The organism is Streptomyces sp. NPDC091377 (genome assembly GCF_044757045.1).
Lineage (GTDB): Bacteria > Actinomycetota > Actinomycetes > Streptomycetales > Streptomycetaceae > Streptomyces.
Genome location: NZ_JBIVUE010000014.1, coordinates 105800 through 128957, shown reverse-complemented (window position 1 = coordinate 128957; position 23158 = coordinate 105800). Strand labels below are relative to the sequence as shown.

The following is a 23158-nucleotide window of genomic DNA, read 5'->3' as shown; positions in this document are numbered from 1 at the left end:
GGTTGTCGAGGCGTCACCGGCTTTTCGGGTGGCGCTTCCTAGGCTGTCCGGCTTCTGCAGAGCGAAATGGGCTCCCGGCGTAAGCAGTACCTACGACTCAATGTCCGTACCGGAGCCCTTTCCCACATGACGAGCAGCACCGAGACCACCGCCACCACTCCGCAGGTAGCGGTCAACGACATCGGTAACGAGGAAGCCTTCCTCGCCGCGATCGACGAGACGATCAAGTACTTCAACGACGGCGACATCGTCGACGGCGTCATCGTGAAGGTCGACCGGGACGAGGTCCTGCTCGACATCGGTTACAAGACCGAAGGTGTCATCCCGAGCCGCGAACTCTCGATCAAGCACGACGTCGACCCCAACGAGGTCGTCGCCGTCGGCGACGAGATCGAAGCCCTTGTTCTCCAGAAGGAGGACAAGGAAGGCCGCCTGATCCTCTCGAAGAAGCGCGCCCAGTACGAGCGTGCCTGGGGCACCATCGAGAAGATCAAGGAAGAGGACGGCATCGTCACCGGTACCGTCATCGAGGTTGTCAAGGGTGGTCTCATCCTGGACATCGGCCTCCGTGGCTTCCTGCCGGCCTCCCTCGTGGAGATGCGCCGAGTCCGCGACCTTCAGCCGTACGTCGGCAAGGAGCTTGAGGCCAAGATCATCGAGCTGGACAAGAACCGCAACAACGTGGTTCTGTCCCGCCGTGCCTGGCTGGAGCAGACCCAGTCCGAGGTCCGTCAGACCTTCCTCACCACCCTCCAGAAGGGCCAGGTGCGGTCGGGCGTCGTCTCCTCGATCGTCAACTTCGGTGCCTTCGTGGACCTGGGTGGCGTCGACGGTCTGGTCCACGTCTCCGAGCTTTCCTGGAAGCACATCGACCACCCCTCCGAGGTCGTCGAGGTCGGCCAGGAGGTCACGGTCGAGGTCCTCGACGTCGACATGGACCGCGAGCGTGTCTCCCTGTCGCTGAAGGCGACCCAGGAAGACCCGTGGCAGCAGTTCGCCCGCACCCACCAGATCGGCCAGGTCGTGCCCGGCAAGGTCACGAAGCTGGTTCCGTTCGGTGCGTTCGTCCGCGTGGACGAGGGCATCGAGGGTCTGGTCCACATCTCCGAGCTGGCCGAGCGCCACGTGGAGATCCCGGAGCAGGTCGTCCAGGTCAACGACGAGATCTTCGTCAAGGTCATCGACATCGACCTGGAGCGTCGTCGGATCTCGCTGTCCCTCAAGCAGGCCAACGAGTCCTTCGGTTCGGACCCGGCCTCGGTCGAGTTCGACCCGACCCTGTACGGCATGGCCGCGTCCTACGACGACCAGGGCAACTACATCTACCCCGAGGGCTTCGACCCCGAGACCAACGACTGGCTCGAGGGCTACGAGTCCCAGCGTGAGGTGTGGGAGAACCAGTACGCCGAGGCGCAGAGCCGCTTCGAGCAGCACCAGCAGCAGGTCATCAAGTCCCGCGAGGCGGACGCTGCCGCTGCTGCCGAGGGTGGCGAGGCTGCCGCTCCGGCCGCGACCGGTGGCGGCGGTTCGTACTCCTCCGAGGGCGCCGACAACTCCGGCGCGCTGGCCTCGGACGAGGCGCTGGCCGCGCTGCGCGAGAAGCTGGCCGGTGGCCAGAGCTGAGCGCACCCGCTGAGGGTTAGCTAGCCGAAAGCCGAAGGGACCGCACCTCTTGGAGGTGGGGTCCCTTCGGTGCTTTCCCGAGGCGTTCTCACTGAAGCGTTCCCCCGACGTTCTCCCTGACGTTTCCCTTAGGGCGTGACGGGGATGTTGGTCAGGCCCTTGCCGCCCGTCGTGGTGTTGCTGCTGTGGACCGTCGTCCGGCAGCCGGCGCTGTTGTTGGTGACGTTGATGGCCAGTTGGGTGGAGCCCGTCGCGCCGGTCAGCGTCGAACGGTTGCCGCGGAAGACCGTGCCGCACCCCCAGCCGGGCTGCTGGGAGTGGGTCTGGAAACCGTCGTTCGTGGTGTTCTTGCCGGTGTTGTACTCCACGAGCACGTCATTGCCCTTCACATCGACCCAGGAGTCGTCGTAGTTGGCGCCGGTCAGACCGCGCCCGTCGAAGGTGTTGCCGACGATCTGCGCGCCCGTGGTGCCCTCCTTGATGTCGATGGCCTCGCCGCCGACATCGGGGCCGAAGGTGTTGTTCCTGATCTGCACCCGGTCGCTCCTGTCGGAGAGGGTGTTGGCGGTGCCGACGTAGACGCCCTCGCCCATGCCCCGGCCGTCGTTGCCGGTGTCGTAGATCAGGGAGTTCCTGATCAGGCCGTCCGTGCTGGACTTGCGGAAGTGGACGCCCTCCATGTCGAGGCCGTGGACCGTGACACCGTCCACGACGACGCCCTGCGCCGCGTCGATCATGATGCCCTTCTGGCCGCCGGTCACGGTCAGCCCGCTGACCGTCCAGTACGACGCCCCGTTGAGGTGCAGTCCGTAGCCGCCGCCCGCGGTCAGGACGGCGCCGGGCGAGCCGGTGAGGGTGACACGGGCGCCGGAGGTGGCCGGTGTCGTCGCCTTGAAGTTGCCGGTGTAGACACCGTCGGCCAGCCGGATGCTGTCACCCGGGGCGACCGCGGCCAGCGCGGATTTGAGCTGGGCTGCGGTCGATACGTCGATGACTGTTGCTGTTGTCGTTGCTGGTGTCGTGGGTGGTGTGCGGTCCGGGGCCGCGGGGGTGGGGGCGGCGGCGGTGAGCAGGGCGCCGGTCGTGGTGGTGAGGGTGAGCAGGGCGAGCAGGGAGGTGAGCAGCGGACGCGTGCGCATGGGGACCCTCCTGTCGGTATGCGGGATCGTGTTTACGTACATGAACTGCGAGTGGGAATGTGAACGATGGAGTGTTCGAGAAGGTAAAGGCGGGGTGACGGGGCGTCAAGAGGGCGGTCAAGAGTGACGGAGGGCGGGAATGCGGGTGCCCCGGGTCACGTTGTGGAGAAGGAACACGAGGAGGGGCGGTCACAGTGCTTGATCCGCAGGATTTGTACACGTGGGAGCCGAAGGGCCTGGCCGTCGTCGACATGGCGCTCGCCCAGGAGTCGGCCGGCCTTGTCATGCTCTACCACTTCGACGGATACATCGACGCGGGCGAGACCGGCGACCAGATCGTCGACCGGCTCCTCGATTCGCTGCCCCACCAGGTCGTCGCCCGCTTCGATCACGACCGACTGGTGGACTACCGCGCGCGCAGGCCGCTGCTGACGTTCCGCCGCGACCGGTGGACGGGCTACGAGGAGCCCACCATCGACGTACGGATCGTCCAGGACGCCACCGGCGCGCCCTTCCTGCTGCTCTCCGGCCCAGAGCCGGACGTGGAGTGGGAGCGCTTCGCCCTGGCCGTACAGCAGATCGTGGAGCGGCTCGGCGTCCGGCTGACGGTGAACTTCCACGGCATCCCCATGGGCGTCCCGCACACCCGCCCCGTGGGCCTGACCCCGCACGGCAACCGCACCGACCTGGTCCCCGGCCACAAGAGCCCCTTCGAGGAGGCCCAGGTCCCCGGCAGCGCCGAGTCCCTGGTGGAGTACCGGCTGATGGAGGCCGGGTTCGACGCCCTCGGCGTCGCCGCGCACGTGCCGCACTACATCGCACGCTCCCCGTACCCCGACGCCGCGCTGACCGTCCTGGAGGCCATCACGGCGGCCACCGGACTCGTCCTTCCCGGGATCGCCCACGCGCTGCGCACGGAAGCGCACCGCACCCAGACCGAGATCGACCGGCAGATCCAGGAGGGCGACGAGGAACTGACGGCGCTGGTGCAGGGGCTTGAGCACCAGTACGACGCCGTCGCCGGGGCGGAATCCCGGGGGAACATGCTCGCCGAACCGGTGGAGATCCCCTCGGCGGACGAGATCGGGCGGGAGTTCGAGAAGTTCCTGGCGGAACGAGAAGGGGACGGGTGAGGGCCGACCGGCCTGATCGTCCCGCTCGCGGCACTAGGCTTCAAGACATGCTGAAGGTGGGGCTGACCGGCGGAATCGGCGCCGGCAAGAGTGAGGTGTCACGGCTGCTCGTGGAACACGGCGCCGTCCTGATCGACGCGGACCGCATCGCGCGCGAGGTCGTGGCGCCGGGTACGCCCGGACTCGCGGCGGTGGTGGAGGCGTTCGGCCGCGAGGTGCTGGCGCAGGACGGCACCCTGGACCGGCCCCGGCTGGGTGCGATCGTCTTCGCCGACCCCGAGAAGCGGGCGTTGCTGAACTCGATCGTCCATCCGCTGGTGGGCGCGCGGTCCGCGGAACTGGAGGCTGCCGCCGCCGCGGACTCCGTGGTCGTCCACGACGTACCGCTCCTGACGGAGAACGGACTGGCCTCGCTGTACGACCTCGTGATCGTGGTGGACGTGTCCCCGGAAACCCAGCTCGACCGGCTCGTACGGCTGCGCGGCATGAGCGAGGAGGATGCCCGCGCCCGGATGGCGGCCCAGGCGACACGCGAGAAGCGGCTGGAGATCGCGGACATCGTGATCGACAACGAGGTGCCCCTGGAAGAGCTGGGCCGGAGGGTACGGGAGGTCTGGGGGGAACTCAGGGGGAGAGCGGCGGCGGATCGGCCGGGGTGAGCGGGCACGCTGTAGGGGGTCCGTCGGCCTATGGGTGTGTCCTACGGGTGTGTCCTACGGGGATGTCGTGCGGGTGCGTCTTCGGATGCGTCCTGCGGGCGTGTCGTACGGGTGGGTCCTGCGGGTGGGTCCTGCGGGCATGTCGTACGGGTGGGTCCTACGGGTGCGTCGCTGGCGTGGAATACGGGCGTGTCGTGCGGGCGTTGAATCCTTCTGTTGAGGGAAGGACTGTGCCGTGGCCGAAACCAGCGGATCGACCGGACGTACGCCGGAGACGCATGTCATCGACTTCCGCGCCGCCGAGCAGTTGCTCGCCGCACGGGATCCGCGGGGGGCGGTGAAGTTGCTGGACGGGGTCATCGCCGCGCACCCCGAGAACACCGCCGCACGGCTGCTGAGGGCCCGTGCGTTCTTCGCCGCAGCGCAACTGAGGCCCGCCGCACTGGAGTTCACCATCGTCCTGGAGCGCGAGCCGGACAACGCCTACGCGCACTTCGCCCTCGCCCGCACCTACGAGCGCCAAGGGCGGCCCGACCTGGCCAAACGCCACTTCCGGCTGGCCGCCGCGCTGGACCCGAACCCGCAGTACCTGAAAGAGGCCCGGTTCGACCTCTGAGGGCCTTCGAGCGCTTTCTGGGTGTGCCGGGGTGCCGGGGTGCTGCTTTGGATGCTGTTGGGTCGGTGTGCCCGCGCCTGACCGTCTGCCACTCCCTGTGATCGCCCGAGGCGTGCTGCGTCACGGATGGTTTCGATCCGGAGGCTCGTAGGGCCGGCGGCTGTGGGGGACCGTGTGCGGGGTGTGGTCGTGGAGCGGCTCGTACGGGGGGACATCAGGGCCGGGCTGGTAGTGAGGGCCTTGACGGATGTGCCGGATGATCATGGTCATGTCGATCACGACCACCACCCACAGGACACCGCAGGCGATGGCCCACCCCGGGTGCCGGGTCAGGACGAAGAGGACTGTTCCGAAGATCGCCCAGATCAGGCCCCACACGCTCAGCCAGAGGCGGGCCCGCAGCGCACTGCGCGCCGTCCGCGGTTCGTTGCCCGTACGCATCGGCATCCGGATCACTGCTCCTCCTAGCAACGTACTCTTCGATGGGGCGTTCTCAAAGGGCGGTCCCGGGAACGAGCCGGGCCGCGCGACGAGGGCGCGCACTGCTGTGACCTGGGCTTGGTGGCGGGCCCTTTTGATGTGGGGGTGGCTGTATGTTGCCGGACGCCGTGGACCTTCCCGAGGTGCTGCTGGACCTCGCCGTGTCCCATGAGGACATCAACGAGGTGATCGCCCGGAGACGCGAGCTGACGTCGGACGCCGGGGCCATGCGTCTGCTGGAGGAGTGCGTCGAGGAACTGGTAAGGGACATCGGTGAGGTCCCTGTGCGCGACCCCGAGCGGATCGAGGTCACCCGGTTCACGGAACTGGTCGACGAAGGGCCACAGGCGTTGGGCCGGCTGTTCCCGGTGTACGTGTTCCTCGCCGCGCTGCCTTTCGCGCGCGCCTACCACAAGGAGCGGGGCATTCCGGAGGACGTGTCCCGTCGCACTCTCGCCGACCTGGGGCGGAACATGGCGGTGCACCGTCGCCGGTACGGGTCGGCCGGGCTGCACGTGCCGTTCTGGATCAGGCTCCACTTCCGCGGTGAGCTGTACCAGACGGGGCGGTTGCAGTTCGAGCGGGCGCTGCTCGGTGAGCGCAGGGCGTCGGTGGTCGCGGCGGCGGGCATCGAGGCGGGCCCGGAGACACCGTGTCTGAGCGTGCACATCCCCGACTTCAGCGGGCCTCTGTCCGCGGCGGCCTGCGATCGCTCGGTGGCGCTGGCACGGGAGTTCTTCGCCCGGTACTTCCCCGAGGAGCCGTACGCGGCGGCGGTCTGTCACTCCTGGCTGCTGGACGGGCAACTGAGGCAGTACCTTCCCGCGCAGTCCAACATCGTCCGCTTCCAGGAGCGGTTCCAACTGGTGAACACGCCGGACTCGGACCCGTCGGACCACGCGCCGGTGCAGTTCGTGTTCGGGAACCCGGATCTGGAGATCGCGGGGCTGCCGCGCCGGACGGCGCTGGAGCGGGCGGTCGGGGACCATCTGCGCGACGGGGGGCACTGGTACACGGGGCACGGGTGGTTCGCCTGGTGAGAGCGCTGCCCGATGAGGCCCGACCTACGGGCGTTCACTCGAACGGGTGAACGGGGACGGGTGGGGAACGGGTGTGCGGGGGCGGGGCGTTGAAGGGGCATGAAGGTCGAAATGCGAGAGGGATACGAAGGTACGGGTCCTGGAGCCATCACTCCGGACGGCTGCGCGGTGGAGCTGTACTCGCGGCTGCCGGTGGGGAAGGAGCCGGACATCATCGCCGCGGCCGTTCCGGCGGGCGCGCGGATCCTGGAACTGGGCAGCGGGGTGGGCCGGATGACCCACCCGCTGCTGGAGCGGGGGTTCACGGTCACCGCGGTGGACGAGTCCGCCGCCATGCTCGAACGCGTCCGCGGGGCACGGACGATATGCAGCCCGATCGAGAGCCTCGACCTGGGGGAGACCTTCGACGTGGTGATGCTCGCGTCGTTCCTGGTCCACACCGGGGACCGCGAGGTCCAGCGCGGCTTCCTCCGGACCTGTGTGAAGCATCTGGCGCCGGGTGGCTCGGTGCTGATGCAGCGGGAGGGAGCGGACTACCACAGCAATGTGCCGCGCGAACGCGTCGACCCCACCGGTTTCACCGTCCGCATCGTGTCGTCCGAGCCGATCGGTGACGGCGTGCATTCGGTTCACGCCACGTATGAATTCCCGGACGCGATATGGACCCAGACATTCCGGGTCCGGCCGATGAGCCAAGAGGAGTTCGAGGAGGTTCTGGCGGAGTCAGGGCTGAGAGTCGACAAGTATCTGACGGAGGACGGGATATGGGTGAGGGCGGTGCTGGCGGACGGATGAGACGGCGGTACGCGTGAGGGCGTGAGGGCGTGGGGCCTTTGAGCCGTGGGGCCGGGGTGGCGGAGCCAGCGGTGGCAGAGCCGGAGCGCTGAGCCGAGCCCGGGACCGCTGACCCGTGCGCACTGAGCCCACGCAGATGCGCCGGGATCGTTGAGTGGCTCGGCGAGGTGGAAAGGCGCCTCGGCAGCGATGAGTTCTGGGTATGGGGAGGGTCTACCCCTGTGACTGAAGGACGGACCGCTTCACACAGGAGACCCAGATGCGTAGGACCACTAATGCCGTTACTGCTGCCGCCGCCGTCACCGTCGGCGCCGAGGGACCCCGTCCAGTCCTCGCCGAGTCGGAGACCGCGCGTGGCCGCCGGGCCCGGATCGCCCTGCGCGGACTCCAGGTGCTGCTCGCGCTGTTCTTCGGGATCGCCAGCGCGCTGCCCAAGCTGCTCGCGCTCCCGGCAGCCGCGGAGATCTTCGACGAGATGGGCTGGGGCAGCATCGGGATGTACCTCGTCGGAGCATTGGAACTGGCCGGGGCGATAGGGCTGTTGATCGCGCCGCTTCAGTCGGCGGCGGCCGTGGGCTTGAGCGGGCTGATGATCGGGGCGTTCGTGGTACAGCTCACCGAGCTCAACGGTGAGAACGCGGCCACGCCGCTGATCCTGCTCGTCCCGCTGGCCCTGATCGCCTGGGCGCGGAGAGAGCAGAACGTGGAGCTGGTGCGGCGGGTGGGGGCGGGGGCCGGGGTGGGGGAGGGGGAGGGGGAGTGAGACGGGGGGGGGAACCCCCTCCCGGCGGTGATCGGCAGGGGCGTGAGGACTGCTCCCGCCCCAGGTGATGCCCCTGCCTCCGAGCCACGTCACGGCACCGGTGACGTGGCTCGGAGGCAGGGGCATCGGATCGCGGGATCGCGGGCGCGTCGTCGGCCTCGGGTCAGCGTTCCCGAGGCCGGTCCGGGTCGGGGAAGTGGGGGCCGAGGCTGTGGAGGGCGCGGAGGCGTTCCAGGTCGCGGCGGTCGCGCTTGGTCGGGCGTCCGGTGCCGCGGTCGCGGATGCCGGCCGGGGCGACGGCCTCGCGGGGCGGGGGCGGCGGGCTGTTGTCGACGTAGCACTGGACGGCCACCTGGGCACCCACCCGCTTGCGGATCAGGCGCTTGACGACGACGACCCGCTCTCGGCCCTCCTGGCGGACGCGCACCTCGTCGCCGACGCGGACCGCATGGGCGGGCTTGACGCGCTCGCCGTTGACCCGGACGTGGCCGCCCTTGCAGGCGGTGGCGCCGATCGAGCGGGTCTTGACCAGACGTACGGCCCAGATCCAGCTGTCGATCCGGACGTTCTCCCCCTGGGCCGGCCGGGCGGCCTCGGCGGCGGCGATGGCGGCGGCGACCTTGGGGTCGTCGGCTTCGGGAGTGGGCGCCTGGCCGGGTGCGGCGGGTGCAGAGGCGTTGTCCTGCCGGGTCGATTCCTCGCCGGGCCGGCCGTCGCCGTTCCGTCCGGGCACGGCTGACCGGGCTGTGCCGGTCGCGTCGCCGAGACCGGGAGCCGCGTTTCGCGCCGGGCGGGGTCGGGTCTCTGCTCCGGCTTCAGCTGCGGCCTCGGCTTGATTCCCTGCCTTGGCTGCTGCCTCGGCCTTGGCTCCGGTCCCTGCCTCGGCCGCTGCCCCGGCCCTGACCCCAGCCCCTGCCCCTGCCCCCGTCCCTACCTCTACCCCAGCCCCCGAGCCTGCCCCCGTCTTGGCCCCGGTCCCGGCCTTGCTCCTGGCCTTGCTCCCGGCGTCAGCCCCGGCGTCGCTGTCGAGGTGCCGGAGTGCGTCGCCCGGCGGCACGGTGTGCGCGGGGTGCACGGAGTTGTCGTCGCGTCGGCCGGTCCTCGCCCGGGTCATGTCGGTGTCCCCATTCCTTCTGCCCCCACTACTGCCCCTTGCCTGGCCCTCGCCTGGCCCTTGCCTGGCCCTCGCCGGGATTCCTTCTGCCCCTGCCCGGCCGCCCGAGCCCCTCCCGGACCCACACCCCGACCCTATCCGCCCCCCGCCGAACCCCCCGAGAGGTTTTGCGACGTCCACTTACCCCACTGGGTCACTCCGGATGCGCCGTAGGAGTGGGGCGCTGAGGCTGTGGGGCGAGGGCTGGTCGGGCTCGGTCGACGTCGGTCGAGGGTGAGTGAGGGAGTCGGCGTGGAGATCGCTGGCAGGGTCGATGCACTGATGGATGGCCTCAGGGCCGATCTGGAGCGGCTGGCCGCGATTCCCTCCGTGGCGTTCCCGGGGTTCCCGGCCCAACCGGTGGAGCAGGCGCACGATCTGCTGGTCGCGTTGTTGCGGGACGTGGGTGTGGCGCACGTGGACCGGATCGAGCTGCCCGACACCGCGCCCGTGATCTACGCGGAGATCCCGCCGCCGCACCCGGACGCCCCGATCGTGCTGCTGTACTCGCACTACGACGTGCAGCCGCCCGGTGACGAGTCGCTGTGGCTGTCGCCGCCGTTCGAGCCGACACCGGTGGAGGGCGGGCTGCGGGCGCGCGGCATCGCGGACGACAAGGCGAATGTGATCGCGCATCTGGGCCTGCTGCGGGTGTACGGGGGGCGACCGCCGGTCGGGGTGAAGGTGGTGTTCGAGGGGCAGGAGGAGTACGGGAGCCCGTTCGACGGGTATCCGCCGACCGATCCGGAGCGGTTCGCCTGCGATGCCATGGTCATCGCCGACCTCGGGAACCTCCGGCCGGGCACCCCGACCCTGACGACCGGGCTGCGGGGCGCTGCCGAGGTGGTCGTGGAGGTGCGGACGCTGGCCGAGCCGCGGCACAGCGGGGAGTTCGGCGGGGCGGCGCCGGACGCGCTGCTCGTCCTGGTCAACGCGCTGGCGACCCTGCACGACGTACACGGCGATGTGGCGGTGGAGGGGCTGCGACGGGAGGACTGGGCGGGGGCCGGGTACACCGAGGAGGAGTTCCGGGAGCTGGCCGGGATCGTGGACGAAGTCCCTCTGATCGGCAGCGGCAGCCTCGGTGAGCGGCTGTGGAGCGGGCCGGCGATCACCGTCGTCGGGCTGGACGCGCCCGGCGTCGAGCACGCCGCGTCGGCGGTCGTGCCGTACGCGCGCGCGAAGCTGAACCTGCGCTTCCACCCCCGGCAGGACGCGGCGGAGGCGCAAGGGCTGTTGGTGGAGCATCTGCGGGCGCTGCGGCCGTTCGGGGTGCCGCTCACCGTGACGCCCGGGGACACCGGGCCGGGGTACGAGGCGAGGACGGACGGGCCCGCCTATCGGGCGGCGCGGGAGGCGCTCGCGCAGGCGTGGGGCACGGATGCGTCGTACGTCGCCACGGGCGGGTCGATTCCGCTGGTCAACGGGTTGGCGCAGGCCGTGCCCGAGGCCGAGGTGCTGCTCTTCGGCGCACAGGACGGCAGATGCAATCTGCATGCCCCGAACGAGCGGGTGCTCTTCTCCGAGTTGCGGAACACGGTCGTGGCGATGTGCGGGTTCGTGGAGCGGTACGCGGCGGATTTCCAGGGCGAGAGGTACGTGGCGAGTTCCCAAGGCGAGGGGTACGCGGCGGATTCCCAGCCCGCTCCGGGCGGGTCGGCCGACGCGCAAGCCGCCCGCGAGGCGGCAGGAAATCCCGAGGCGGGACGAGGTCACGAGGCGTCCGACGCCGCCCGCGAGGCGGCAGGGGATCCCGAGGCGGGACGAGGTCATGAGGCGTCCGATGGCGCCCGCGAGGCGGCAGGGGATCCCGAGGCGTCCGATGCCGCAGGGGAGGCGACGGGGACCGGCCCGGCGGGCGCTGGTGAGGCGGGTGGCGGATGACGGTCACCGGTGCCGGGCCGGAGGCGGGGACCGAGGAGCCGCCACCGGGGAAGCGGAAGTTCACGTTCCCAAGCGCGCTCACCGTCCTGGCCCTGGTCACCGTAGCCGTCTGGCTGCTCGCGTTCCTCATCCCCTCCGGCCTGTACGACCGCGACAGGTCCGGCGCCCCGATCCAGGGCACGTACCACCGCGTCGACTCCGGGCAGAGCTTCGTCGACCGGCTCAACGACCTCTTCCTCTCCCCGGTCAACGGCCTGTACGGCATCCAGGACGAGCGGTCCGGGCGGGTCGGTCCCGAGTTGGTCGGGGCGCTGTACGGCAGCGCGGGCGTCTTCCTCTTCGTGCTGGCGATCGGCGCGTTCATCACCGTCGTGTTCGCGACCGGCGCCCTGGACCGGGGAATCGCCCGGCTCGCCCACCGGCTGCGCGACCGTGGGGCGCTGCTCATCGCCGGGATCATGGTGGTCTTCTCGGTCCTCGGCACCGTCGAGGGGTTCGCCGAGGAGACCCTCGGCTTCTACGGGCTGGTCGTGCCGCTGATGCTCGCCCTCGGCTACGACCGGATGGTGGCCGTCGGCACCATCATCCTGGGCGCCGGCATCGGCGTCCTGTGCTCGACCGTCAACCCGTTCGCGACCGGCGTCGCCTCCTCGGCCGCCGACATCTCGCTCGGCGACGGGATCGCGCTGCGGTTCGTGATGTGGGTGGTGCTGACGGCGGTGACGGTGCTGTATGTCATCCGGTACGCGCGCCGGGTGCGGCGCGATCCCACCCGCTCGCTCACCGGATTCCTGCCCGGCGACCGCGACCGGAAGCCGACCGACGAGGCACCGGAACTGACCGGACTGCACAAAGCGGTCCTGGTTGTGATGGTGCTGGTCTTCGCCTTCATGATCTTCTCAGTGGTGCCCTGGTCCAGCGCGCTCACGGGTGACGCGAACGCCATCCCGTACGGGTTCGAACTGGGCTGGTCCTTCCCTGAGCTGGCCGCCCTGTTCCTGTGCGCCGCGGTGCTGGTGGGGTTGGTGGCACGGATGGGGGAGCAGAAGCTCAGCTCCACGATCGTGCAGGGCGCTGCGGACTTCATCTCTCCGGCGCTGGTGATCGTGCTGGCCCGCGGCGTCACCGTGATCATGAACAACGCCCAGATCACCGACACCGTGCTCCACTCCATCGAGGGTGTCGTCAAGGACACCTCCTCGGGTGTCTTCGCGATCCTCGTCTTCGTCGTGAACCTACCGCTGGCCTTCCTGATCCCCTCCACCTCCGGCCACGCGACCCTCGCCATGCCGATCCTCGCCCCGCTCGCCGACTTCGCGGGTGTCTCGCGTGCGGTCGTCGTCACCGCGTGGCAGTCCGCGAGCGGCTGGATGAACCTCTGGGTGCCGACCACTGCGGTCACCATCGGCGGCGTCGCCCTCGCGAAGGTCGGCTACAACAAGTACCTGCGCTTCGTGGCGCCCCTGCTGGCGATCCTGTTCGTGCTCATCTGCGTGTTCGTGGGGCTCGGGGCGGCGTGGACGTAGCCGCGGTGGCCGGGATCGTAGGGGGATGCCGTCGTACGGTGATGTCATGGACGTCAGCCGGAGCGCTGAAGGTGCTGAAGATGTTGAGGGGGCCGGCCGTGCCAGGCCGGACCACGGCGACCCTCCCGCCGAGCGACCCGAGCGACCCGAGCGACCCGAGCGACCCGAGCGACCCGAGCGGCCCAAGCGGCCCAAGCGGCCCGAATTGGTAGATTTGGCGGATTTGGCCGCGCTGGACCGCCGTATCACCGACTGCCGCGCCTGTCCTCGGCTCGTCGCGTGGCGGGAGGAGGTCGCGGCCACCAAACGCGCTGCCTACGCGGAGTGGACGTACTGGGGCCGCCCCGTCCCCGGCTTCGGGCCCCCGGACGCGTCGCTGCTGATCGTGGGGCTGGCGCCGGCCGCGCACGGCGGGAACCGGACCGGACGGATGTTCACCGGGGACCGCTCCGGAGACGTGCTGTACCAGGCGCTGTACGACGTCGGTCTCGCCTCACAGCCGACGTCCGTCGCGGTCGGCGACGGGCTCGAACTGTACGGCGTCCGCATCACCGCGCCCGTCCACTGCGCCCCGCCCGACAACAGACCGACCCCCGTCGAACGGGACACCTGCCGGGCCTGGCTGGTCGATGAACTGCGGCTGCTGCGGCCGACCCTGCGGGCCGTGCTGGTCCTCGGCGCGTACGGCTGGCAGGCCACCTTGCCCGCGCTGGCCGAGGCGGGCCGGCCCGTACCGCGCCCGCGCCCGGCCTTCGCCCATGGGGCGCACGTACGGCTGGCCGACGGACTCCACCTGCTCGGCTGCTACCACGTCAGCCAGCGCAACACCTTCACCGGCCGCCTCACCCCCGAGATGCTCCGCGAGTCGCTGCGCACGGCGGCGAGGGCCGCGGCAGTCGAAGCCCCAGACCCCTGACCCCTGACCCCAGACCCCTGGACCCCTGGACCCCTGGACCAGGAACCCAGGACGGGAACTCAGGACTCCGGGCTGTCGGGTACGACGGCGGTGGCCGTGATCTCCACGAGCTGCCCCGGGTAGCCGAGGGAGGCCACTCCGATCAGCGTCGAGGAGTGCGGCCCGTCGCTGAGGCCGGAGTCCTGGACGACCTCCCACACGGCGGCGAGCACGGTCGGGTCGGGGCTGACGACGTACACGTCCGTCGATACGACGTGCTCCAGGCCGCTGCCGACGGCACGCAGCTGCTCGTCCAGGTTGGCGATCACCTGACCGGCCTGCCGTACGGCGTCCTCCTCCCCGACCAGGTTCCCCTCGCTGTCGAGCGGAACGGACCCGGCGAGGAACGCCAGCCGGGTGGCGGCCTCGACCACCGTGGCGTGGGAGTAGGTGGGCGGCGTGAAGAGAGACGGGACGGTGACGCGCTTGAGCAAGGGGGGCTCCTGGTCGTGGGGGCGTAGAGGTGGCGGTGACGGAGACGGGAAGCCGGACCGACCGACCCGCACGGGCCAGGTCGACACCCGACAGCCCCCGAAGGCCGCCACCGCCCCGATCTTGCCCATGGCAGGCGGCCTACCGCATCCGAATTATCGGCGGAGCGACGCATATGCCCCTCCGGACAGGCCCCCCGCACCGACTCACCCGAATCGACTCGCGCCACAGAAGATCCTTCTCCTACGCTGCCCAGAACCGCCCGACACACCATCCACGTACTCTTCCCCCTCCCCTCACCCTCACGGGAGCCCAAGTGCCCACCCTCTCCGACGAGACCTTCCTGGAGACCACGGCCGACCGCCTCGCCGCCCTCCCCACCGTCCAGGCCGTCACCCTCGGCGGCTCCCGAACCCAGGGCACCCACCGCCCGGACAGCGACTGGGACATGGCCGTCTACTACCGCGGCCCCTTCACCCCCGCCGACCTGCGCGCCATCGGTTGGCGGGGCGAGGTCTCCGAGATCGGCGACTGGGGCGGCGGCGTCTTCAACGGCGGCGCCTGGCTCACGATCGACGACCGGAGGGTGGACGTGCACTACCGCGACCTCGATGTCGTGGAACACGTCCTGGCGGAGGCGGAGGAGGGTCGGTACGAGGTGGAGCCACTGCTGTTCCACCTGGCGGGCATCCCGACGTACCTGCTGGCGGCGGAGTTGGCGATCAACCGTGTTCTGCGCGGCACCCTGCCCCGCCCGGCCGCCTTCCCGCGGAGGCTCCGCGCCACCGCCCACGCACGCTGGCTCGATGCCGCCCGGGCGACCCTCGCCTACGCCCTCGCCAACCACGCCCCGGCCGGCCGCCGCACGGAGGTCGCGGGCGCCGTCGCGGTGGCGGCGACACAGGCGGCCCACGCCGTCCTGGCCGCACAGGGAGAATGGGTGACCAACGAGAAACGGCTGTTGGAACGGGCGGGGTTGCGTGCCGTGGACGACCTCATCGCCTCCCTGGCCGACGACACCGGCGAGAAGGGGCCGACGGACGCGCTCACCACCGCGCGGCAGCTCATCGAGTCGACGAACCGGGAACGTTCGACGACCCTCTGACCGTTCGACAGGACACTGGACAACAGATCTGCGGAGAAGGCGGAACGGATGGCGCGGGTACTCATTTCTCCGTCGTACGGCAGCGTTGCGACCCGACGGCACTGGGCGGACACGGTGGACCGTCGGATCGCGTTCACCGAGCCGAGCTACGACGGTCTGCTCACGCCGGACCAGCGCACTTGGCTGCGCGAGCTGCACCCGGAGGGAACGGCCCGGTTCTGGGGTGCGACCCCCACCCACGACAAGAAGTTCGCGGATGTGCGGTCGGGTGACGTGGTCCTCTTCACCGGGCGGAACCAGGTACGGGCGATCGCGGAAGTCGGCGCCATCTTCCGCAACGGCGCGCTCGCGGATGTGCTGTGGCCACCGGAGACCGGGGAGCCCAGCTGGCACACGGTCTACAGCCTGCTGGACCTGGTGGAGGCCGAGATCCCGTACGCGGAACTCAACGCGTCCATCGGCTACAGACCGGCCCACAATTTCCCCGGCCAGATGGTCCTGCGCGGGGACAAGGCACGGTCGGTGCTCGAAGACTTCATGATCACGTCCAGCGTGGACTGGGATGCGGCAGTGTCCTCCACCGACCCGCGCCCCGCGGGGGACGAATCTGCCGGGGACGATGCCGAGGAAGACGAAGCCGCGGGAGACGAAGTCGCTTGGGACGACGCCGACTCCGCTCGCGGGGCGGACGGCAGGGACCCGGTGCGCGTCGCGGCGGCCGAGATGATGCGTACGCACCGGACGCAATATCAGCGTATGCGCCGCATGGTCGTCGTCGACCGTCGGGAGGCACTGCTCGTCAAGGAGTACCGGGACCACGTCCTCGCCCCCGGGGAGGACGCGGAGCGCTTCTACTGCACCTCGGGGATCAGCGACCTCTACATCCAGGGCCCCGAGGGCGCGGAAGTGATAGAGGCGAAGAGCAGCGCCGGGCACCAGCACGTCAGACAGGCCCTGGGACAGCTCCTGGACTACGCGCCCCACAGCCCCAGCCCGGCGCAGCGACTCGCCGGACTCTTCCCCGAGGCCCCCCGCCCGCAGGACATCGCGCTCCTGCACCGCTACGGCATCGACTGCATCCACCGCGAGGCCCCGACGCGCTTCCGCAGACTGCCCGCGCCGAGGGAGCGGCGTGAACTCATGAGAGGCGTCTGGTCGTCGGGGAGAGAGGCGCTTGTGGAGTGAAGCCAAGCGGGATTCGGGGCGCGGGTGCTGATCTGGTGATCCGGTCCTGCACGGTTCTCGTTCATGGGGAGGACGAGGGGATCGGGTTTCGGGAGGATGCGGCGATCGTCGTGCGCGGTGGGGTCGTCGAGGCTGTCGTCGATGCCCGTGAGGGGGCGGGGGTCGAGGCTGCCGAGGTTCTCGACGCGCGGGGGCTGGTCGCGTTGCCGGGGCTGGTCAACTGTCATACGCATGCCCCGATGGTCGCGCTGCGGGGGCTCGCGGAGGATCTGCCGACGGACGAGTGGTTCAACGACGTCGTCTGGCCCGTGGAGTCGAATCTGGGCGCACGGGATGTGGAGTTGGGGGCGCGGCTCGCGTGCGCCGAGATGATCCGGGGCGGGGTGACCTGCTTCGCCGACCACTACTTCGCGATGGACGAGGTCGCCGCTGTCGTGGCGGAGTGCGGGATGCGGGCCCACCTCGGGCAGGCGTACTTCTCCTCGCAGGGGCGTGAGGGGCGCGAGCGGTCGCTGGAGTTCGCGTTGCGGCACCGGGGGAGCGCGGGCGGCCGGATCACCACCACGCTCGCCCCGCACGCCCCCTACACCGTCACCGACGCCGATCTCGCCGCCACCGCCGTCCTCGCCCACGAGCACGGACTCCCCGTCCACCTCCACGCCGCCGAGAACCGCGACCAGTCCGAGACCAGCCTCGCCCGGCACGGAGCCACCCCCGTCGAGGTGCTCGAACGCACCGGACTGCTCGACACCGAACTCCTCCTCGCGCACGGCACCGGGATCCTCGACCGCGACCTCCCCGTCCTGGCACGCGCGGGCGGTCGTACGGCCGTGGCCACCGCACCCCGGGTGTATCTGCGGTTCGGCTGGCCGGACACCACCCCCGTCCGCGCCCTGCGCGACCTCGGCGTCCCCGTCGGACTCGCCACCGACGGCGCCGCCTCCAACAACTCCCTCGACGTCTGGGAGTCCATGACGCTCACCGCGCTGCTCCAGAAGTCCACGACCGGCGACCCCCGTTGGCTCACCGCCCGGCAGGCCCTTCACCACGCCACCCTCCAGAGCGCCCGCGCCGTCGGCCTGGGGGAGGTCGTCGGCTCCCTCGCCCCCGGCCGCCGGGCCGACATCATCCTCGTGGACCTCGACGGACCGCACACCCAGCCCGTCCACGACCTCGCCGCCACCCTCGTCCACAGCGCCCGTTCCGCCGACGTACGCACCACCGTCGTGGACGGCCGCGTGCTCATGCGCGACCGCGAACTGCTCACCCTCGACGTGCCCGAAGTCGTACGGGAACTCCGGCAACGCCTGCCCGCGCTCCTCGACCGCCGCCACGGGCGGCGGATCCAGGACTACGACACCTGAGCGTCCGCGCGCCGAGACCGCGCTCGCCGCGCTGCTCGAACGGCTCCCGCATCCCGCCCTCGCGGACACCGACGTACGGTGGCGGCGCCCCCCGCGGGCCCGGGGGCCGGTCGAGCTGCCGGTGTCGTACCGCACCTGACCTGCGGAGAAGACAAATCTCGCCGGGTTCTTGAAAAATCTTCGGGCGGCGCGATGAGTTTCCGCGTGTGCGGCGGTCTGCAGGTCGACGGGACTGTTGCACAGGAGGACCCATGTCGCTTCCGGAAGTCGTCTCGCGCGAAGAGTGGCGCAAGGCGCGGCAGGAACTGCTGGTCAAGGAGAAGGCGGTGACCCGCGCGCGGGACGCGCTCAACGCCGAGCGGCGCGGACTGCCCATGGTCGAGATCGACAAGGAGTACGTGTTCGAGGGCGGCGACGGCAAAGCCACCCTGCTCGACCTGTTCGAGGGGCGCAACCAACTCGTCGTCCACCACTTCATGTTCGCGCCCGAGTGGGAGTCCGGCTGCCGCAGCTGCTCCTACCTCCTCGACCAGATCGGCCATCTCGCCCATCTGTACGCCCGCCGGACCTCCTTCGCGGCCGTCTCCCGGGCGCCGTACACCAAGATCCTGCCGTTCAAGGCGCGGATGGGGTGGACGCTGCCCTGGTACTCGTCCTACGACAACGACTTCAACGCCGATTTCGAGGTGACGGACGAGCACGACGGGGAGTCCTTCGAGCAGCCGGGGCTGAGCAGCTTCCTGCGGGACGGCGACCGGATCCTCCACACCTACTCGGCGTACGACCGCGGACTGGACGGGCTCGGCTCGACCACCAGCCTCCTCGATCTGACCGTGCTCGGCCGGCAGGAGGAGTGGGAGGCCCCCAAGGGGCGCGCGTCCGTGTTCGGCCCCGCCGCGCCCAGCGTGGCCGCCTACTACCACGACGAGTACGAGGACTGACGGCCGGTACGGGGCCTGACGCCGGTGACGGGGGAGGGGTGGGGCTGGGCGGCGGGGTGTCAACTCGGTCTCGGTCCGGTGACAGTGGGCGCCGTTTCGCTCCCGGAGGGCGTTGACTCCTACGAGTTCGACGTTTTGTGGAGGTGCGAGATGGTGAACGGGCGAAGGGTGCTCGAACGCTTTCCCGCGGGTGGGCCGCGCGGATCGTGGCCCGCGGAGGAGTTCGCGCGGGCACGGCAGTTGGAGGGGCTGGCGGCGGAGGTGGTCATGGACCTGGCTTCGGACGCCTTTCTGGTGATCGTGCGCGGTGGTGGGGACGGGGCACGGGGTGGCGGGTGACGCCGGTCTGCCGAGACCGGCGGTCGGGGCGTGTCCGGTGGGCGGGGCCGGGCGGGCGGGGCCTCGGCGGGATGGGGCGTAGCGGGCCGACAGGGTCGACCGGGTCCGGGGCTGTCCTCAGCCCTGTTTCGGCGCAGGCACCCGTGCCGTGAACTGTTCCGCCTGGAGCGCGTACAGCTCGGCGTAGATGCCGCCGCCGGCGAGCAGTTCGTCCGGGGTGCCGGACTCCACGAGGCGGCCGTGGTCCAGCACATGGACCAGGTCGGCGTGGCGGACGGACGCCAGGCGGTGGGTGATCAGGACGACCGTCTGACCGGTACCGGCCAGGGCGCGGATCTTGTCGAAGACCTCCGCCTCGGCGCGGGCGTCCAGTGCCGCCGTCGGCTCGTCCACGATCAGGATCCGGCCCCTGCGGTAGGCGGCCCGGGCGATACCGAGCCGCTGCCACTGGCCGCCGGAGAGCTCATGGCCGCCGCTGAAGTGCCGGGCGAGCAGGGTGTCCAGTCCGTTCGGCAGGTCCGCCACCACCTCGTCGGCCCCGGCCTCGCCGACCGCCGCCGTCAGCCGCTCCTCGGTGATCGGCGCGGCCGACCGCCCCACCGCCACATTGACCCGGGCCGTGAACGGCCAGCGCTTGAAGTCCTGCGCCACCATCGCGATCCGCTCGGCCAGCTCACGGCGGTCGGCGCCCGCGACGTCGACGCCGTCCCACAGGATCCGGCCGCCGTCCGGCGCGTAGAGCCCGGCGAGCAGCTTGACCAGGGTCGTCTTGCCGGAGCCGTTCTCGCCGACCAGCGCGACGATCTTCCCGAGCGGCACGGTGAGCGTCACGTCAGCCAGGGCGGGCCGCGGCCGTTCACCCGGATAGGTGAAGCTGACGTGCTCGAAGCGGATCTCGCCCGGGTCCTCCGGCAGCGCCGTACCGCCCGCCGGGATCATCCGCGGTTCCGCCTCCCGGTGCAGCCGCTGGAGGTCGCCCACGAACAGGGCCTCCTCGTGCAGCGCGTTCAGCTCGACCACCAGGGTGTCCAGGTTGCCCGAGCCGGTGCGGATCGCGATGACCGCCGTACCGGCCACGGACAGCGCCATCGCGCCGCTCAGCAGCAGCGCCCCGAGTGTCGAGTACGTCGCCACCGTCGCGAGGCCGGTCCAGGCCGCCGCGATCAGGCCGGTCCGGGCGGCGAGCCGGGCCAGCCGGGCCTGTTCGGCCTCCGCGGTCTCCGACATCGAGCGGAAGTGACGCAGCAGGAACGGGCCGACCCCGTGCAGCCGGATCTCCGGCGCCGCCTCGGGCTCGATCAGCAGCTGACCGATCAGTCGGCCCGCCCGCGCGTGCTGCACCCACGCGTGGAAGGACTCGTACCGGCGTCGGGCCAGGGTCAGTGCGCTCCAGGCGCTCGGCAGCGTCATCGTGATCAGCAGCGGCAGCAGCGCGGGATGCAGCACGGTCAGCACTCCGGCCGCCGCGATCAGGGAGATCGCCGCGTTCACCACGCGCGCGGAGTAACTGATCATCCGGCGGGCGGAGGAGGCGCCGTACTGCGCGGTGTCCAGCAGTTTGTGGAAGGTGTGGTCCTCGATGGCCGCCAGTTCGACGGCCGCCGCCCGTTCCAGGTACTGCTCGGTCGCGACCCGCTCGACCTTGGGTTCCAGGCGGCCGGTGGCGTAGGTGGAGGCGGCGCGCAGCAGCGCGGCCAGCATGGTGACGGCGGCGACGGCGGCCAGTGCCGGGACGGCGTCACCGAGCCGGTCCCCGATCGGGCCGGAGCCGATCAGCCGGGCCAGCACACTGTTGACGGCGAGCAGTCCGACCGCCTGGGACAGGCCCCGGCCGATCTCGGCGGCCAGCACGGTCCGCGTGGCACGCCGGTCGGCCTCCAGGGCGAGCCGGAAACTGGCGGAGAGCAGGGCGGGGAGGCGGACGATCATCGCCCGGAAGCCGAGTTCGAGGAAGGCGTCCTCGTGTGTGCTCCAGCCCATGTCGTAGCGGAGCGGGCCGCCGAAGAGCAGCCGCTCCGACTCGGACGTCGTCGTGGGCTCGGCCTTCTCGTGTCCGCGCCGCCGTGCGCTCAATCCCGGCCTCCCCGCACCGACGCCGGACCAGGTCCGTTCCGACCCGTCTCGACCCTGGACGAACGGCCACTATCGCGGCAGGGGGCGTGAGGGGGGAGGGCGCGGTGGGGCGTCCTGGGAGGAGCCGGGGGTGCGACGGCGTACGCCGGGGGCATGTGCGCCGTACCCGGGGGGCAGGCCCCGCCGTACCGGGGGCAGCCCCGTGTCGGGGGATCAGGTCGCGGGTGGGGTGGGGTGGGGTGGAGTGGCGGGGGGTGGGGTCGGGGCCCGCGCATCGGGGTGGTTGTACGGGGGCGGAATCGGGGTGGTACGAGCGCCGGAAGCGGGCCGGTGGCCTAGGCGGTGACCGACCGGGACCAGCTCGGTGTCGTCCCCGTCAGCCGGCACAGGGCCAGGTACAGGGGGATCGGCGGGGTGTACGGCAGGGTTCCGTCCGGCCGGTGGATCAGCCGGGGGTCGTCCGCGACCAGGGCGCCCGTGGTGTACTCGGCCGGGGCGGGCCAGTCGAGGGCGTAGTCGGAGTCGGACGGGACCAGCCACCACCAGTGCGCCTCATCGGCGTAGACGCAGCCCACACGGGGCAGCCGGGGGATGACGAGCGGGCCGAGATCGGCCGGTACCGCGACCGCGTCGCAGCCCATCGGGGCCGTCATGCCGTCCGGGACGGACAGTCTGCGCGGCGCCGGGTGCGCGGAATGACCGGGCACCCGCATCTCGCGCCCCAGTCGGACCAGCGTGTCCAGGCTGACCGCCTGGCCTCCGCAGGACGCGGCTTTCACGGCCTCCCCCTCTCGCCGAACTCCCCGTTCCGCTCGCGCGGCATCATGATCCGGCCGAGTCGCCCCTCGGTCTCCTCGTCGTCCGAGCCACCCTGGGCGGGGCCGGGCTTGGGACGGGCGCCCCAGCCGAGGTCGCCCTGTGGGGCGTCGGTACGGCGCGGCAGCTCCGCCCAGACCAGCAGCCCGGGGCCGTGCTCCTGAGCGCCCCATGCCCGGCACAGGGCGTCTATGAGGAGCAGTCCCCTCCCGTGCTCCTCCTCGGGGCGCTGCGGCGACGGCATGGGCTCACCGGGCGCACAGCCCTCGTCACGCACGGCTATCCGCACCAGATCGTCACCGTCGTGCAGCTCGCAGACGACGACATCGCTCGCGGTGTGCACGATCGCGTTGGTGACCAGCTCGGAGACCACCAGGGCCGCCGTGTCGCAGGTGTCCTCGCACACCGACCAGCCGGTCAGCCGGGCCCGCGTCAGCCGTCTGGCCTGCGCGGGTGAACCCGGATGAGCGGCCAGTTCGAAGCGGAACCGGCGCTCGGCGGCGGCCTCGGCGGGGCCTGCCGACGTAGCGGCGCCGTCGAGGCCGAAGCGGCCTGCGGCGGCGTCTGCTCCTAAGGGCGGGGACGGAATCACGCTTGCCACTATCGCCCCGCCGTGAACACTTGGCAAGTGTCACTCTGAAAATTGCAGAGTGCTGTGTGACTCTCTGGACGGGCGTGGCACACTGCACGCAACAGCATGTCGAGCGGCGCCAGTTCGGGACCGAAGGCCGTATCTGCCTTCGAAAATGTCTTCGAACGGCGCCGCACGGCCTGTTGGCTCCTCGGTCGGCCGTCCCGGCCGGTGCCCCTCCGGGCCCCGGGCTCGGGGCGTCGGACGGTGCGCGGGGCGTCGGGTGGCGGTCCGGGTCCTCGGATGGCGGTCCAAGCTTCGGGCGGCGCTCGGGCTTCGTGCGGCCGGTCCGGGTGTCGGGCGGCGCTCGGGCTTCGCGTGGCGGTCCGGGTGTCGGGTGGCGCTCGGGCTTCGGGCGGCGGCTCGGCGAGGGCGGCCTGTCGGGGTTCCGGACAGGTCGCGGTGGGCTGCCCGACGGGTCATCCGGCGGGCACTGCAAAATGTCCGTATGTCAGTACGTCCGTACGCGCATGTCGCGTAGGTCGGTAGGTCCCTCAGTCGCTTGT

Annotated in this window: 22 protein-coding genes; 15 read left to right on the top strand and 7 right to left on the bottom strand. The window is 70.9% G+C overall.

Annotation, left to right across the window (positions count from 1 at the left end):
- The first annotated feature begins 126 nt into the window (after nucleotides 1-126).
- The gene (rpsA, locus tag ACIQNG_RS27580) at nucleotides 127-1623 is read left to right on the top strand and encodes a 30S ribosomal protein S1 (protein ID WP_401427295.1); all 1497 of its coding nucleotides are present in this window, start codon (nucleotides 127-129) and stop codon (nucleotides 1621-1623) included.
- Between the two features lie 128 nt (nucleotides 1624-1751).
- Here rpsA and ACIQNG_RS27575 read toward each other — a convergent pair whose 3' ends face one another.
- A complete protein-coding gene (locus ACIQNG_RS27575) occupies nucleotides 1752-2762 on the bottom strand; it encodes a right-handed parallel beta-helix repeat-containing protein (RefSeq protein WP_401488689.1) in 1011 nt (336 codons plus the stop codon).
- A 194-nt stretch (nucleotides 2763-2956) separates the two neighbouring features.
- Between ACIQNG_RS27575 and ACIQNG_RS27570 the strand changes: the two genes are divergently transcribed.
- The 3 genes from ACIQNG_RS27570 (at nucleotide 2957) to ACIQNG_RS27560 (ending at nucleotide 5170) form a co-directional block, all read left to right on the top strand.
- Nucleotides 2957-3895 carry a PAC2 family protein gene (locus tag ACIQNG_RS27570; protein WP_401427300.1) on the top strand — a complete coding sequence of 313 codons (939 nt, stop codon included), beginning with the start codon at nucleotides 2957-2959 and terminating at the stop codon, nucleotides 3893-3895.
- Nucleotides 3896-3942: 47 nt separating this feature from the next.
- On the top strand, nucleotides 3943-4554 hold the full coding sequence (coaE, locus tag ACIQNG_RS27565) for a dephospho-CoA kinase (protein WP_401488687.1): 612 nt from the start codon (nucleotides 3943-3945) through the stop codon (nucleotides 4552-4554).
- 235 nt (nucleotides 4555-4789) lie between these two features.
- On the top strand, nucleotides 4790-5170 hold the full coding sequence (locus ACIQNG_RS27560; RefSeq protein WP_401488685.1) for a tetratricopeptide repeat protein: 381 nt from the start codon (nucleotides 4790-4792) through the stop codon (nucleotides 5168-5170).
- Between the two features lie 120 nt (nucleotides 5171-5290).
- Here the strand turns inward: ACIQNG_RS27560 and ACIQNG_RS27555 are convergent, their stop codons facing one another.
- Complete coding sequence (locus ACIQNG_RS27555) at nucleotides 5291-5617, bottom strand: DUF6343 family protein (protein WP_401488684.1); 327 nt, start codon at nucleotides 5615-5617, stop codon at nucleotides 5291-5293.
- Between the two features lie 146 nt (nucleotides 5618-5763).
- On the opposite strand from ACIQNG_RS27555, the gene ACIQNG_RS27550 reads away from it, so the two are divergent.
- From ACIQNG_RS27550 to ACIQNG_RS27540, 3 genes are all read left to right on the top strand, one after another.
- Nucleotides 5764-6690 carry an acyltransferase domain-containing protein gene (locus ACIQNG_RS27550; protein WP_401488682.1) on the top strand — a complete coding sequence of 309 codons (927 nt, stop codon included), beginning with the start codon at nucleotides 5764-5766 and terminating at the stop codon, nucleotides 6688-6690.
- A gap of 111 nt (nucleotides 6691-6801) precedes the next feature.
- Complete coding sequence (locus ACIQNG_RS27545; RefSeq protein WP_401488680.1) at nucleotides 6802-7485, top strand: class I SAM-dependent methyltransferase; 684 nt, start codon at nucleotides 6802-6804, stop codon at nucleotides 7483-7485.
- A 259-nt stretch (nucleotides 7486-7744) separates the two neighbouring features.
- Entirely contained in the window at nucleotides 7745-8248 is a 504-nt protein-coding gene (locus tag ACIQNG_RS27540) for a DoxX family protein (protein ID WP_401488678.1), read from the top strand.
- Between the two features lie 163 nt (nucleotides 8249-8411).
- Here ACIQNG_RS27540 and ACIQNG_RS27535 read toward each other — a convergent pair whose 3' ends face one another.
- The gene (locus ACIQNG_RS27535; protein WP_401488677.1) at nucleotides 8412-8981 is read right to left on the bottom strand and encodes an RNA-binding S4 domain-containing protein; all 570 of its coding nucleotides are present in this window, start codon (nucleotides 8979-8981) and stop codon (nucleotides 8412-8414) included.
- A gap of 702 nt (nucleotides 8982-9683) precedes the next feature.
- Here ACIQNG_RS27535 and ACIQNG_RS27530 point away from each other — a divergent pair.
- The 3 genes from ACIQNG_RS27530 (at nucleotide 9684) to ACIQNG_RS27520 (ending at nucleotide 13727) form a co-directional block, all read left to right on the top strand.
- Nucleotides 9684-11285: a M20/M25/M40 family metallo-hydrolase gene (locus tag ACIQNG_RS27530; protein WP_401488675.1), complete on the top strand. Its 1602-nt coding sequence runs from the start codon at nucleotides 9684-9686 to the stop codon at nucleotides 11283-11285.
- Nucleotides 11282-12811, top strand: coding sequence for a YfcC family protein (locus ACIQNG_RS27525; protein WP_401488673.1), 1530 nt, complete (start codon nucleotides 11282-11284; stop codon nucleotides 12809-12811). Before ACIQNG_RS27530 ends, ACIQNG_RS27525 begins: the two co-directional genes overlap by 4 nt.
- 214 nt (nucleotides 12812-13025) lie before the next feature.
- Nucleotides 13026-13727 (top strand): uracil-DNA glycosylase, encoded by a 702-nt coding sequence (locus tag ACIQNG_RS27520; RefSeq protein ID WP_401488672.1) that lies wholly within the window; start codon nucleotides 13026-13028, stop codon nucleotides 13725-13727.
- A gap of 59 nt (nucleotides 13728-13786) precedes the next feature.
- Here the strand turns inward: ACIQNG_RS27520 and ACIQNG_RS27515 are convergent, their stop codons facing one another.
- A complete protein-coding gene (locus ACIQNG_RS27515) occupies nucleotides 13787-14200 on the bottom strand; it encodes a RidA family protein (protein ID WP_401488670.1) in 414 nt (137 codons plus the stop codon).
- A gap of 314 nt (nucleotides 14201-14514) precedes the next feature.
- Here ACIQNG_RS27515 and ACIQNG_RS27510 point away from each other — a divergent pair, with 314 nt between their 5' ends.
- The 5 genes from ACIQNG_RS27510 (at nucleotide 14515) to ACIQNG_RS27490 (ending at nucleotide 19132) form a co-directional block, all read left to right on the top strand.
- Nucleotides 14515-15303 (top strand): nucleotidyltransferase domain-containing protein, encoded by a 789-nt coding sequence (locus ACIQNG_RS27510; RefSeq protein ID WP_401488668.1) that lies wholly within the window; start codon nucleotides 14515-14517, stop codon nucleotides 15301-15303.
- A gap of 48 nt (nucleotides 15304-15351) precedes the next feature.
- On the top strand, nucleotides 15352-16488 hold the full coding sequence (locus ACIQNG_RS27505; protein WP_401488666.1) for a hypothetical protein: 1137 nt from the start codon (nucleotides 15352-15354) through the stop codon (nucleotides 16486-16488).
- 11 nt (nucleotides 16489-16499) lie between these two features.
- Nucleotides 16500-17852 (top strand): amidohydrolase, encoded by a 1353-nt coding sequence (locus ACIQNG_RS27500; protein ID WP_401488816.1) that lies wholly within the window; start codon nucleotides 16500-16502, stop codon nucleotides 17850-17852.
- Nucleotides 17853-18103: 251 nt separating this feature from the next.
- Entirely contained in the window at nucleotides 18104-18793 is a 690-nt protein-coding gene (locus ACIQNG_RS27495) for a DUF899 domain-containing protein (protein ID WP_401427333.1), read from the top strand.
- A gap of 150 nt (nucleotides 18794-18943) precedes the next feature.
- The gene (locus tag ACIQNG_RS27490; RefSeq protein ID WP_401427336.1) at nucleotides 18944-19132 is read left to right on the top strand and encodes a hypothetical protein; all 189 of its coding nucleotides are present in this window, start codon (nucleotides 18944-18946) and stop codon (nucleotides 19130-19132) included.
- A 117-nt stretch (nucleotides 19133-19249) separates the two neighbouring features.
- Here ACIQNG_RS27490 and ACIQNG_RS27485 read toward each other — a convergent pair whose 3' ends face one another.
- From ACIQNG_RS27485 to ACIQNG_RS27475, 3 genes are all read right to left on the bottom strand, one after another.
- Nucleotides 19250-21112, bottom strand: a complete 1863-nt coding sequence (locus tag ACIQNG_RS27485) for an ABC transporter ATP-binding protein (RefSeq protein ID WP_401488814.1) — start codon at nucleotides 21110-21112, stop codon at nucleotides 19250-19252.
- A gap of 428 nt (nucleotides 21113-21540) precedes the next feature.
- Complete coding sequence (locus ACIQNG_RS27480; RefSeq protein WP_401427830.1) at nucleotides 21541-21918, bottom strand: hypothetical protein; 378 nt, start codon at nucleotides 21916-21918, stop codon at nucleotides 21541-21543.
- Nucleotides 21919-21980: 62 nt separating this feature from the next.
- Nucleotides 21981-22622, bottom strand: coding sequence for an ATP-binding protein (locus tag ACIQNG_RS27475; protein WP_401427339.1), 642 nt, complete (start codon nucleotides 22620-22622; stop codon nucleotides 21981-21983).
- Nucleotides 22623-23158: the final 536 nt, after the last annotated feature.